The sequence below is a fragment of the Amycolatopsis australiensis genome, assembly GCF_900119165.1.
GTDB classification, from domain to species: Bacteria; Actinomycetota; Actinomycetes; order Mycobacteriales; family Pseudonocardiaceae; genus Amycolatopsis; species Amycolatopsis australiensis.
The window spans coordinates 8,082,731-8,094,755 of record NZ_FPJG01000006.1; the positions used below are offsets into that span (position 1 = coordinate 8,082,731).

10 protein-coding genes are annotated in these 12,025 nt (G+C 71.7%); 8 read left to right on the top strand and 2 right to left on the bottom strand.

Annotated features, from left to right (window positions below; genetic code table 11):
• Nucleotides 1-254: 254 nt before the first annotated feature.
• Together BT341_RS38560 and BT341_RS38565 are read right to left on the bottom strand one after the other, a co-directional pair.
• On the bottom strand, nucleotides 255-1,493 hold the full coding sequence (locus BT341_RS38560; protein WP_143168781.1) for an MFS transporter: 1,239 nt from the start codon (nucleotides 1,491-1,493) through the stop codon (nucleotides 255-257).
• Between the two features lie 239 nt (nucleotides 1,494-1,732).
• Nucleotides 1,733-2,029, bottom strand: coding sequence for a putative quinol monooxygenase (locus BT341_RS38565; protein WP_072480918.1), 297 nt, complete (start codon nucleotides 2,027-2,029; stop codon nucleotides 1,733-1,735).
• 198 nt (nucleotides 2,030-2,227) lie between these two features.
• On the opposite strand from BT341_RS38565, the gene BT341_RS38570 reads away from it, so the two are divergent.
• The 8 genes from BT341_RS38570 (at nucleotide 2,228) to BT341_RS38605 (ending at nucleotide 12,012) form a co-directional block, all read left to right on the top strand.
• The gene (locus BT341_RS38570; protein ID WP_072480919.1) at nucleotides 2,228-3,613 is read left to right on the top strand and encodes a bifunctional transcriptional activator/DNA repair enzyme AdaA; all 1,386 of its coding nucleotides are present in this window, start codon (nucleotides 2,228-2,230) and stop codon (nucleotides 3,611-3,613) included.
• Between the two features lie 32 nt (nucleotides 3,614-3,645).
• Nucleotides 3,646-4,476 carry an isocitrate lyase/PEP mutase family protein gene (locus BT341_RS38575; RefSeq protein WP_072480920.1) on the top strand — a complete coding sequence of 277 codons (831 nt, stop codon included), beginning with the start codon at nucleotides 3,646-3,648 and terminating at the stop codon, nucleotides 4,474-4,476.
• 203 nt (nucleotides 4,477-4,679) lie between these two features.
• Nucleotides 4,680-5,897 (top strand): acyl-CoA dehydrogenase family protein, encoded by a 1,218-nt coding sequence (locus BT341_RS38580; RefSeq protein WP_072480921.1) that lies wholly within the window; start codon nucleotides 4,680-4,682, stop codon nucleotides 5,895-5,897.
• A 33-nt stretch (nucleotides 5,898-5,930) separates the two neighbouring features.
• The gene (locus BT341_RS38585) at nucleotides 5,931-7,601 is read left to right on the top strand and encodes a peptide ABC transporter substrate-binding protein (protein ID WP_084743137.1); all 1,671 of its coding nucleotides are present in this window, start codon (nucleotides 5,931-5,933) and stop codon (nucleotides 7,599-7,601) included.
• A 70-nt stretch (nucleotides 7,602-7,671) separates the two neighbouring features.
• On the top strand, nucleotides 7,672-9,012 hold the full coding sequence (locus BT341_RS38590) for a SidA/IucD/PvdA family monooxygenase (protein ID WP_072480922.1): 1,341 nt from the start codon (nucleotides 7,672-7,674) through the stop codon (nucleotides 9,010-9,012).
• Nucleotides 9,009-9,380 carry a cupin domain-containing protein gene (locus BT341_RS38595; protein ID WP_143168782.1) on the top strand — a complete coding sequence of 124 codons (372 nt, stop codon included), beginning with the start codon at nucleotides 9,009-9,011 and terminating at the stop codon, nucleotides 9,378-9,380. The genes BT341_RS38590 and BT341_RS38595 overlap by 4 nt, the downstream gene beginning before the upstream one ends.
• On the top strand, nucleotides 9,377-10,924 hold the full coding sequence (locus BT341_RS38600) for a class I tRNA ligase family protein (RefSeq protein WP_072480923.1): 1,548 nt from the start codon (nucleotides 9,377-9,379) through the stop codon (nucleotides 10,922-10,924). The genes BT341_RS38595 and BT341_RS38600 overlap by 4 nt, the downstream gene beginning before the upstream one ends.
• Nucleotides 10,921-12,012: an NAD(P)/FAD-dependent oxidoreductase gene (locus BT341_RS38605; RefSeq protein WP_072480924.1), complete on the top strand. Its 1,092-nt coding sequence runs from the start codon at nucleotides 10,921-10,923 to the stop codon at nucleotides 12,010-12,012. Before BT341_RS38600 ends, BT341_RS38605 begins: the two co-directional genes overlap by 4 nt.
• The last annotated feature ends 13 nt before the right edge of the window (nucleotides 12,013-12,025 follow it).

Sequence of the window (12,025 nt, forward strand, 5' to 3'; positions counted from 1 at the left end):
TCGCTCAGCGTCTCCGAAACGGTGCCCTGGTCTCTACCGCCGTTCGGGGGGCGGGTTAGGCTCTTCGCGTGAACGACTGACACGTAGGGTTAAGACGGCCGCCAGATACATCACGGCCGGGAATTACGGCAATTGCCTGTTGGGGTGCCGGGAATTGCGTCCGATCGGTTGCGGTGAGCAGGGGCCATTCGGGTTACCGGCGTGGAGCGCACGCCAGCGCCGGTACCCGGCACGCCCATCCGGGCGACGGCGGCTCAGGCGGCGGCGGTCCCTGACCTCCGCGGCGCCGTCATTCCGAGGAACGCGCACAAGGCCGCGACAACGCCCAGCGCTCCGCACACCCACCACACGCCGTTGCCCAGCGCGACCCAGGCAGTCACGCCGAAGAGCGGGCCCAGTGCCATACCGAGCCCGAACGTCGCCTGGTGCGCGCTGATGTAGCGGGCCTTGACCGCCGCCGGAAAAGTCGCCGGGTACGCGAACATCGTCGGGCCGTTGACCATGATCCCGAACACGAAGACGACCGTGCAGGCGACGAGCGCCACCGCCGAGCCGCCGCTGAGCCCGAAGCCGGCGACGCCGAGCCCCATCAGCGCGGTGCCGGCGGTCGCGGCGACGTACCCCGGCCACCTCGTCACGTAGGCGGTGATCTTCAGCTCGCAGAGAACCAGCACCACGGACGCGGTGACGAGCACTGCGCTGTACAGGCCGGTCGGATGGCCTTCGGCGCTGATCTTCAGGGGAAGGGCGACCGTGTACTGGACGTAGATGATCGAGCCGAGCAGCACCGACGCCAGGAAGAACCAGAACCGCCCGTCCCGCAGCAAGGTGGCGTACGCGCGACGCGTCCCGGTTCGCCGCGGCTCACCGGGTTCCGCGGTTTCCCGTTCGATCCGCAGGGCCGGGAGCAGACGGCCGGCCATCAGCCCGTACACGACCGCGGTGGCCGCGTCGAACCACAGCAGCAGATCCCAATCCACGAGGATCAGCGCGGCCGCGACGAGCGGGCTCAAGGCGGCGCCGAGGTTGAGGGCGATCCGCATCATCGAGAACGCCATCACCCGGTCGTCCGCGGGCATCAATTCGCTGAGCAGCACCGCCGCCGCGGGCCGGTAGCTCTGGGTCGCCAGGCCGGCCAGCAGCAGCCCGGCGATCACCAGGCCGAAGAACGCCGGCCTGCTGAACAACGGCACGAGGGCGAGAACCACCGCCGAGCCCAGCATGGCCGTCGTGATGGTGGCCCGCGGGCCGGCACGGTGGACCAGCTCGCCGCCGATCAGCCCGCCCAGGACGGAACCGACGCTGTAGGCGGCGATCACCACTCCGGCCTGGCCGGCGGAGAAGCCGCGGACGGTCAGGTACAGCACCATGAAGGTCTGGACGAACGCGCCGAGCTGGTTGACCAGCACCCCGGCGAGCAGGTAGCGGACCGATCTCGGCGTGCGGTGCAGGACCGCCAGCACGCCTGCGGGTTTGTCGATGGTCTCGGTCACGGCCGGGCCTCCAGGACTAGCGGATGGGTTGTCCCGCACCGATCCGGGGTGCGGACGTGCCCATTCCAGCCGTCGGGAGAGTTGACCGGGAGACTTGTCTGCACCGGAAAATCAAACCGAGCCCGCTTCGAGTTGCGGGATCACCAGAACCGTGCCTGATCGGCGGCGGATTCCACAGCCCGGCCGGCGGCCGGACGCGACGGGTGCGCGTGCGGCCGCGGCCGGGCGGGAACCGCCGGTCAGAGGCTGACGATCAGCTCGTGGTCGATCTCGACGAACTCCTGGATCAGCTCGGCGAACTGGCCCGCGATCAGCTTCTGGTAGGCCGGGGACCCGGTGTGGGCGTCGTAGGCGGCCTGGTCGGCGAAGTGCTCGACGAACAGCAGGTAGTCGGGCTTCGCCGGATCGCGGTACACGCGGAAGGAGACCGTGCCCTCCTCCTGACCCGGCCCCAGCGGCGCGAACTCCGCCACGATCTTCTCGGCCTCAGCCTGCTTGCCCGGCTTCAGGGGGATGGGGAACACCTTCGCCAGCATGGGAAAACCTCTCTGTAGTGCGGCGAGTACGTCCGCCGCGGGTCGAAGCCACTCTGGCGAACGGCCGCGGACGGGTCTCGCCAGATCCGGACACGATGCGCACGGAAAGCCGTTCACCGGAAATCGGCCAGGTCCGTTGATCTGCGCCATGTCCGGATGTGGCTAGCGCCGGACCCGGAGATCCCCTAAACCTGGGGTATGACAACTTTTTCGGCCGTGGTCACGACCGGCATCTACTGCCGGCCGGGATGCGGCGCCAAGCCGCTGGCCGAAAACGTCCGCACCTTCGAGCTGGCCGCCGAAGCCGAGGCGGCCGGATTCCGGGCGTGCCTGCGCTGCCGCCCGTACCGGGTGGCCGGCCCGGTCACCGCCGACGCGCCGGAACTGGTCTGCCGCGCGGTCCAGATGATCATCGCCGGAGCGCTCGACACGGGCACCGAAGCGGGGTTGGGTGAGCGGCTCGCCGTGTCGCCCCGGCACCTGCGCCGGCTGTTCCACGACCACCTGGGGGTCACTCCGGACCAGCTCGCCCGCTCCCGCCGCGCGCACTTCGCCCGGCGGCTCCTCGACGATTCGGACCTGACCGTCGCCGATGTCGCGTTCGCATCCGGGTTCGGCAGCCTGCGCCAGTTCAACCGGGACATGAAACAGGTCTTCCGCGCGTCCCCGGTCGAGCTGCGCGATCGGCGCCGCCGGGCGGACCGGCTCGCGGCGGACGGCGGGCTGGCCATGCGGCTGCCGTTCGCACCGCCCCTGGACTGGGAAACGCTCAGCGGCTACCTCCACGACCGCGCGGTTCCCGGCGTCGAATCGGTCCGCGACGGCGTCTACCGGCGCACCATCAGCCTCGACGGCGAAGCCGGGGTCCTCGAGGTCGAACGCGGCGGCGCGGACCACCTGCTCCTGCGCGCCCACCTGCCGTTCTGGGAAGGGGTGATCCACGTCGTCGACCGCGTGGGCGCCATGTTCGGGGTCGACGCCGACACCGCGCCCGCCCGCGCGGCGCTCGCCGGTGACGCGGTGCTGGCACCGTTGATCGCGGCGCGGCCCGGACTGCGGGTGCCGGGTGCCTGGGGCCGGTTCGAGATCGGCGTCGAAGCCGTGCTGAGCCAGTACAGCGCCCGTCCCCGCGTCCGGCGGCAGCTGGGTGCGCTGGTGGCCGCGGCGGGCAGGCCCGTCCCCGGCCTCGCCGACGGGCTCACGCACCTTTTCCCGTCGGCCGAGGTCGTCGCCGTGACGGACCTGGCCGCCATCGGGCTGCCGGCGGTCACCGCCCGCACGCTGGGCGCGTTCGCCGAAGCCGTGGCCGCGGACGAGACCTTGCTCGAGGCCGGGCCGTCGCTCGACGGCTTCGTCGCCGGCTTGACCTCCGTTCCCGACCTCCGCGAGGGCACTGCCCACCAGATCGCGCTGCGCTGCGGCTATCCCGACGCCTTCCCCGGCGACGACCGGACCCTCTGCACGACCCTGCTGGACCACGACGTGCTCGACGACAGCGTCCGCCTGGCCGACGGCTGGCGGCCCTGGCGCGCGTTCGCGGCGGCCCACCTGATCGCGGCGGGCGTTCCCGTCACGGTCTCCTGACTTCGGTACCGGAGAAACCCAAGGAGAGATACATGCACAGCACCCAGCGCGGCCTCGCCGAGACCCTGCGCTCCCTGCACCAGGACGGCGTCCTGGTGCTGCCGAACGCCTGGGACGCGGCCAGCGCGGCGGTGATCGCGCGGGCGGGCGCGCAGGCCATCGCCACCACGAGCGGCGGCGTCGCCTGGTCGGCGGGACGGCCGGACGGGCACGGCCTCACCCGTGAAGAGATGGCCGTCCTCGTCGCGAAGATCGTGCGCGTCGTCGATGTCCCGGTGACCGCGGACATCGAAGGCGGCTACGGCCCGTCCGCCGGCGACGTCGCCGAGACCGTGCGCGCGGTGGTCGACGCCGGCGCAGTCGGCATCAACCTCGAGGATTCCACCGCCCCCGGCGGTCCGCTCTTCGACGTGGGCGCCCAGGTCGAGCGGGTCCGCGCCGCCCGGGACGCCGCGACCGGCGCCGGCCTGCCCGAGCTGTGGATCAACGTCCGCACCGACGTGTACCTGTTCGGCATCGGCGAGCCCGAGAGCCGGTTGGACGAGGTGCTGTCCCGTGCCGGTGCGTACGCCGGGGCCGGCGCCGACAGCCTCTTCGTCCCCGGCTTGATCGACCTCGACGTCCTCCGCACCCTGGTCGAGCAGAGCCCGCTGCCGGTGAACGTGATGGTGTGGCCGGGAGCGCCCTCGATCGCCGACCTGGAAGCGGTCGGCGTCCGCCGGGTCAGCGTCGGCACGGCGATCGCCCAGGGCGCGTACGCGGTCGCCGAACGCGCGACGGCGGAACTGCTCGAAAAAGGCACCTACGGCGCTTTGGAAGGTGGGCTGGACTTCGGCACGATCAACAGCGCCGTCACGCGCTGACCCTTTTCCCGGCGAGTCGAAAGCCGCGGTGGACTCCGGTCCGCCGCGGCTTTTTCCGTGCCGGCGGACGCCGGCGTTCTCCGCTCGTTGATTTTCCAGGGTGGACAAGGCTTTCTGCCAATCCACCCGGTGGTTTGAATGACTTCCACGCGGCCGGACCGAGTCCGCGGCCCGCAGCTCGATCCCCGTGAGGAAGTGATGTGATGACCGTCGTTGAGCCACTGTCCACCCGGCCCGCCGGCGACAACCTGGCCGCGCCGTCGACCGCCGCGGAGATCCTGGCCAGGGCCCGGGCGCTCGCCCCCGTCCTGCGTGACCGCGCCGAAGAGATCGAGCAGGCGCGGCGGCTGCCGGCGGACGTCGTCGAACTGCTGCGCGCCACCGGCGTGTTCCGGATGGGGTTCGGCCGGGATCGCGGTGGCCCGGAGCTCACCTCGATCGAGCAGACCGAGGTGATCGAAGCGCTGGCCTACGGCGACGCCGGGGTGGGCTGGTGCGCGATGATCGGCTCGGACACGGGGTTGTACGCCTCGTTCCTGGACCCGGCCGTCGCCGACGAAATGTTCCCCAGCCTCGACATGGTGACCGCCGGCCTGCTGTTCCCCAACGGGCGCGCCGAAATCGTGCCCGGCGGGTACCGCCTCACCGGCCGGTGGCAGTTCGGCAGCGGCGTGACGCACGCCGACTGGGTGATCTCCGGCGCGTTCCTCTACCGCGACGGCAGGCCCGAGCCCGGCGCCGACGGGCAGGCGCACGACTCGATCCTGCTCATGGTGCCGAAGGCCGACGTCGAGGTGCTCGACACCTGGCACACCACGGGCCTGGCCGGAAGCGGGAGCTGCGACTACACGATCACCGGCATCTTCGTGCCGGCCGAGCACACGCTCACGTTCGCCGAAGTCCGCGGCGGCACGGGCCCGCTCGCCCAGCCGGAGGTGCACATGCGCAACATGCCGGGCGTGGCCCTCGGCGTCGCCCGCGCTGCAATCGACCATGCCCGGGACGCGGCGGTCTCCGCGGGCCGCGCCGACGACTACCGCACGCAGATCACCCTCGCCGACTGTGAAGCCGACTTCGCCGCCACGCGCCACGGCGTCTACGGGGCGCTTCGGCGGCAGCACGAGGTCCTCGCCGCCGGGGGCACCCTGGACGACCTGACCGCGGCGGAACGCGCGGCCCTGCCGCTGTCGCGGCGGCACGCCTTCCGCACCGCCCGTTCGATCGTCACCCGGCTGTACGACCTGCTCCAGACGTCCGCGATCTACCGGCCCTCGCCGCTGGACCGCTGGCTGCGTGACACCACCACGATGTGCCAGCACATCGTGGCGCAGGACCGGATCCTGCAGACCGCCGGCGCCCATCTGCTCGGCGGGAAGCCCGCGTTTCCGCTGGCGCTCGGCATCACCTCGGCACGGCGCTGAGCGAAAACCCACTCCCACCGAAGGAAGCCAACGATGCGAAACTTCCGGGCCGCCGTGTGCGCGGCCGCCGCGCTCGCCGTCACGCTCAGCGCGTGCAGCTCCCCGGCCGGCGACACCACCGCTCCCAAAGACGCCGGCGCCGCCGCACCCGCTGCCGCCGCCGCGAACATCGACCGCGACGCCGTCATCAGCTACAGCGAGACCGAGCCGTCGAACCCGCTGGTGCCGGGCAACACGACCGAGGTCGGCGGGATCAGCGTGCTGGGCACGCTGTTCCGCGGCCTGATCGAGTACGACGCCAAGACGGCCGCGCCGCGCAACGCGGTCGCGGACTCGATCAGCACGACCGACTCGAAGGTCTGGACCGTCAAGCTGAAGTCCGGCTGGACGTTCCACGACGGGACGCCGGTGACGGCGAAGAGCTTCGTGGACGCGTGGAACTACACCGCCTATTCCCCCAACCTGATGGCCGGCGCGAGCTACTTCTCGCACGTCGAGGGCTTCTCTCAGGTCAACAACGCGACCGCCGACGGCAAGCAGCCCGCGAACCTGCCCGCGGCCAAGGAGCTGTCCGGCCTGAAGCTGGTCGACGACAAGACGTTCACCGTCACCCTCGACGCGCCGTTCTCGGAGTTCGGCGTCCAGCTCGGCTACGCCGCGTTCTTCCCGCTGCCCGCGAGCTTCTTCGCCGACCGCAAGGCGTTCGAGGCGCACCCGGTGGGTGACGGGCCGTTCCGGTTCGAGTCGTACACGCCCGGCAAGGACCTGGTCGTCAAGCGGTTCGACGGCTTCGCCGGCGCGCAGAAGCCGCAGATCGGCGGCATCGACTTCCGCTTCTACACCGACCTGGACAAGGCGTACGCCGACGTCATCGCGAACAAGCTCGACTTCCTGTCCTTCACGCCGTGGACCTCGACCCAGGGCGGCAAGATCAAGAAGGATCTGCCGGAGGACCGCCGCAAGACCTACACCTACCTCGGCTACCAGGCGATCGCGTTCCCGCTGTTCGACAAGCGCTACGACAGCCCGCAGTTCCGCCAGGCGATCTCCATGGCCATCGACCGCAAGGCGCTGATCCAGCAGGTGTTCAACGGCGGCCGCACCCCGGCCGACGGCCTGGTCGCCCCGAACGTCCAGGGCCACCTGGACAACCAGTGCGGCGAGCTGTGCACCTACCAGCCGCAGAAGGCCAAGCAGCTGTTCGACGCGTCCGGCTTCGCCGGGGACATCGAGCTCACTTCGAACATCGACTCCGGCAACCAGGAGTGGATGGAGGTCATCTGCCGCCAGATCCAGGCTTCGCTGGGCCGCACCTGCAAGTTCACCCCGCAGACGACGCTCGGCGACTTCCGCAAGAAGCTCAACGACCGCTCGGTCACCGGCATCTACCGCTCGGCGTGGGTCGCGGACTACCCGTCGATCGAGAACTTCCTCAACCCGCTCTTCCGCACCGGTGCCGCCTCCAACGTCGGCCAGTACTCGAACCCGAAGGTCGACGAGCTGCTCAAGCAGGCCGACGCCGCGCCGTCGCAGCAGCAGGGCCAGGCCCTCTACCAGCAGGCCGAGAAGCTCGTCCTGCAGGACATGCCGACCATCCCCATCTGGTGGCAGTCCGGCACCGCGGCCTGGGCGTCGCGCCTGCACGGCGTCCAGCCCACCCAGTTCCGCGAGCTCGACCTCTTCAGCGTCACCGTCAGCAAGTAGCACCCCGCTCCCGCCGTGCGGCGCGCCGGGACCCGGCGCGCCGCACCCGAAGAAGAAAGCAGGTACCGACGTGACCGTCCACGAAGTGGATGTCCTGATGATCGGCGCCGGCCCGGCGAACCTCGCCCTGGCCGTGGCGCTCGAAGAGAGCGGGGACATCGAGCTGGCCCGCGGCGCGATGATCCTGGAGCAGTACGAGGACGTGAAGTGGCAGCGCAACCTGCTGCTGCCCTGGGCGCGCAGCCAGGTGTCCTACGTGAAGGACCTGGTGACCCTGCGCAACCCGCGCAGCCGCTTCTCGTTCCTGAACTTCATGCACGAGCGCGGCGAGCTCGACGAGTTCGTCAACCTGGGCACGTTCAACCCCTTCCGCTGGCAGGTTTCCGCCTACCAGCAGTGGGTGGCCGACTCGCTCGAGCACGTCCGGATCCGCTACAACGCCCGTGCGGAGCGGATCCTGCCGATCCACTCCGAGGACGGTGCCGTGCTCGGCTTCACCGTGCCCCTTTCCGATGGCGACACGGTGCTCTGCCGCGACCTCGTGGTCGGCGGCGGACGGGACGCCCACGTTCCCGAGGTGTTCAAGCGGCTGCCCGCCGAGCGGGTCGTCCACAGCACCGAATACAGCAGCCGCGTCGAGGGCAGCCTCGCGCTGGCGCGGCCGGGCAAGCCGCTGCGCCCGGTGGTCATCGGCGGTGCCCAGAGCGCGGCCGAGATGTTCATGGCGCTGCACGAGCACGCGCCCGGCTCGTCGCCGACCATGCTGCTCCGCTCGATCGCGCTGAAGGACTACCAGACGAGCAAGTTCGTCAACGAGCTGTTCTACCCGTCCTTCGTGGACGAGTTCTTCGAGATGCCGGGCAAGGTCCGGGCGAAGGTGCTCGAAGAAATGCACCTGACGAACTACGCCGGCTTGGCCGCCCCGTTCCTGGAGGAGCTGTACACCATGATCTACCGGCAGAAGATGCTCGGCGAGCCGGTGTCGACCATCCGGGGCCTCACGGAGGTCACCGACGCCTGGACCGAGGCCCGCCCCGGCGGCGGCGAAGAGGTCGTCCTGGAGGTTCACGACCTCAAGACCGACGGGAAGGACCAGTTCCACTGCGACGCGGTGTTCCTCGGCACCGGCTTCGACCCGCGGATGCCGTCGATGGTCCGCGACCTGGCCGCCGCGATCGGCCTGCCGGAACTGACCGTCAACCGGCAGTACCGCGCCGACCTCGGCGAGAACGCCCACGGAGCGCTCTACCTGCAGGGCGTCAACGAAGCCACCCACGGCATCTCCGACTCGCTGATCAGCGTGCTCGCCCAGCGCTCGGGCGACATCTCGGGTGACATCGCCGGGCGTCGGGGCGCCCGCCCGGCCGCCGAGCCGGGAGCCGGCGGACAGTCCGTGGTGGTGGCGGCATGATCGACGTCCGTCCCCTCGACCGCACGAGCCTGGAGCGGGCGTACGGAATCGACGGCCAGCGGCTGCTGCCGTGGCCGGAGCTGAACGCACCGTTCGAAGGCGCTTGGTGTGTCCTGCGCGCCGGGGCCGCGTCCACGCCGCACGCCCACGAGGAATACGAGATCTTCATCGCCGTCAAGGGATCGGCCGAGCTGGTCGTCGACGACGAGCGGCACCCGTTCGCCGCCGGCGACGTCGTCCGGCTGCCTCCGGGCTCGACCCACCGCGTCGTCAACGACGGTGACGAGGACTTCGAGTACTACGGGGTCTGGTGGGACCCCGCGATGTCGGCCCGGTTCGTGGCCCGGCACGAAGCGAGCCGGCCGTGAGCGCCCGGACCGTGATCATCTCGCCGGCGCCGACGGCGAACGGCGACCTGCATCTCGGGCACATCGCCGGGCCGTTCCTCGCCGCCGACGTGCACGCCCGCTACGCCCGGGCGCAGGGCCGGGAAGTGCTGCTGGGCACCGGGTTCCAGGACACCTCGACGTTCGTCGTCACCACCGCGCACCGGCGCGGCGTGCCGCCGGCGGAGCTGGTCGCCACCTCGGCGGCGCAGATCGAGGCCAGCCTGGCCGCCATGGGCATCGGCGTCGACGGCTACACCGGGGACGACGACCGGTTCACCGGGTGGGTCGTCGACTTCATCGGCCGCGTGCACGCGGCCGCCAAGCTCGAACTGCGCACGATGAAGTTCCCGTTCTCGACGAAGACCGGGCAGTTCCTGGTCGACGGTTTCGCCTCCGGCAACTGCCCGGAGTGCCTGGCCGAAGGCTGCGCGGGCCTGTGCGAAAGCTGCGGCACGCTGGTGGCGGCCGGCGAGCTCATCGGCGTGCGGTCCACTTTGGACCCCGATGACGTGGTCGAGCTGCGCGAGGCGGAGGTGCTCGTCCTCCCGGTCGAGCGTTATCGCGAAGGCCTGCGGGCGCACTTCGCGGCACACGCCGGCGGGATGCGGCCGCACATGGCCCAGGCGATGGCGGCGATGCTGGCCCGGCCGTTGCCGGACTTCCCGGTGACGTATCCGATCTCCTGGGGCATCCGGGTGCCGTTCCCCGAGGTCGCCGGGCAGGTCGTCAACCCCAACGCCGAGCCGATGGCGTGGAGCATGCACGCCTCGGCGCTGGCGGCGGAGGCTCGCGGCGCCGGGCCGGGTACCGAGGACCGCCTCTGGCTGGCCGGCGCCGGCTCGGAGATCGTGTACTTCCTCGGATTCGACAACATCTACCCGTTCGCGATCGCCGGACCTGCCATGCTGCTCGCGCTCGGCGGGCAGTACGACCTGCCGGCCCGGTACCTGACCAACGAGTTCTACGAGCTGGACTACCGGAAGTTTTCGACCAGCCGCGGGCACGTGATCTGGAGCCGGGAGCTGGCCGCGGAAGTGCCCCGCGACCTGATCCGCTTCCACCTGGCCGCGACCAGTCCCGAACACCAGCGGACCAGTTTCAGCCGGGACGCGCTGACCCAGGTCACCGAGACGCGGCTGGTCGGTCCGTGGAACCGGGTGGCCGCCAAGGTGAACCGCTGGGTGGGTCTGGGTCCGTTGCCGGTGTCCGAACGCGCGGCCCGGGCCGCGGCCCGGATGGCAGAGCGGTTCGCGGCCTCCTACGAGCTGGCCGGGTTCAGCCTGAACCGCGCAGCGGAGGCGATCACCGAACAGCTGGCCCGGCTCGACCATCAGGAGCCCGCCGGGGCCGACGCCGGCGACTACTGCTTCGAGGTCGCCCAGCTGCTGCACTCGGCCGCGCCGATCCTCATCGATCTCGCGGCTTCGGTGCTCGGCGCCGATCCGGGCCCGGGACCGGCCGCGACCGGCGCGATCACGCCGGCGACGCTGCCGCGCCTGGACTCGGCGGGGACCGGGCGATGACGGCGGGCGCCCGGCAGGGGGGCCTGCGGGTCGTCGTGGTCGGCGGCGGCATCACCGGGCTGCTCACCGCCATCGGGTGCGTGCTGGCCGGGCACCGGGTCGTGGTCCTGGACCGCGGACCGGTCCCGAATCCGGCGGCGACCTCGTTCGACCAGCACCGGGCGCTGCGCGCGCTGGTCGTCGGCGATCCGGCCGCCACCCGCCGGGGCGCGGACCTGCACCACCGGTGGCGGGCGCTGGACGCGCTGCTCTGCGACCACCTGCCGGGCGCCTGCCTCTACCGCCGCGTCGGCGTGCTGACCGCCCTGCCGCCGTCCGAAGTGGACGACGCGCTGGCGACCGCGGCCGCCGCCCGGCTGCCGGTGCGGGTCGCCGACCCGCACCGGTACCCGCTGGTCGGGTTCCCGGCGGGTGCCCGTGCGGTGCTCGAGCCGCACGCCGGCACCCTGCTGGCCGACCGCGTCCTGCACGCGGCGGCCCGCTGGCTGCGCCACCACCCCCAGGCCGGGCTGCGGCCGGGCCGGGACGTGGTGGCGGTGGACGCCGACCGCGGCCGCGCCCGGCTGGCCGACGGCACGTGCGAGACCGGCGACGTCGTGCTCGTCGCCGCCGGCCCGTGGTCGCCGTCGCTGGTGAGCCTGCCGGTCACCGTGCACCGCCAGACGATGGTGTACCTGCGGCCGCCCGCCGGGCTTGCCCGCGCGTGGGCGGCGATGCCGACCGCGGGCGGGATCGGCGCCGACGGCCGCGGCTGGCTGCTGCCGTCGGTGGCCGGCACCCTGCTCAAGATCAGCACCGACGCCGCGCGCCGGGAGGTGGCGAGCCTGTCGGCACCGGACGACGGTACGAACTGGGCGGAGCGGGTGCTCGCGGCCGGCATCGTGTCCGAAGTGGACGAATACGACGTCGCCCGGGTGCGGCACTGCCACTACGCCACCACGGCCGGCGGGGAGACCGGGTTCGTCCGGGCCGGGCCGGCCCTGTGGGCCCGCGCCGCCAGTGGCGGCGACGGCTTCCGCACGGCGGTCCGGGCCGCCGACGCCATCGTCGCCGAGCTCGCCGGCCACCCCGTCCGCGCCGCGGCCTGACCGCTGCCCACCC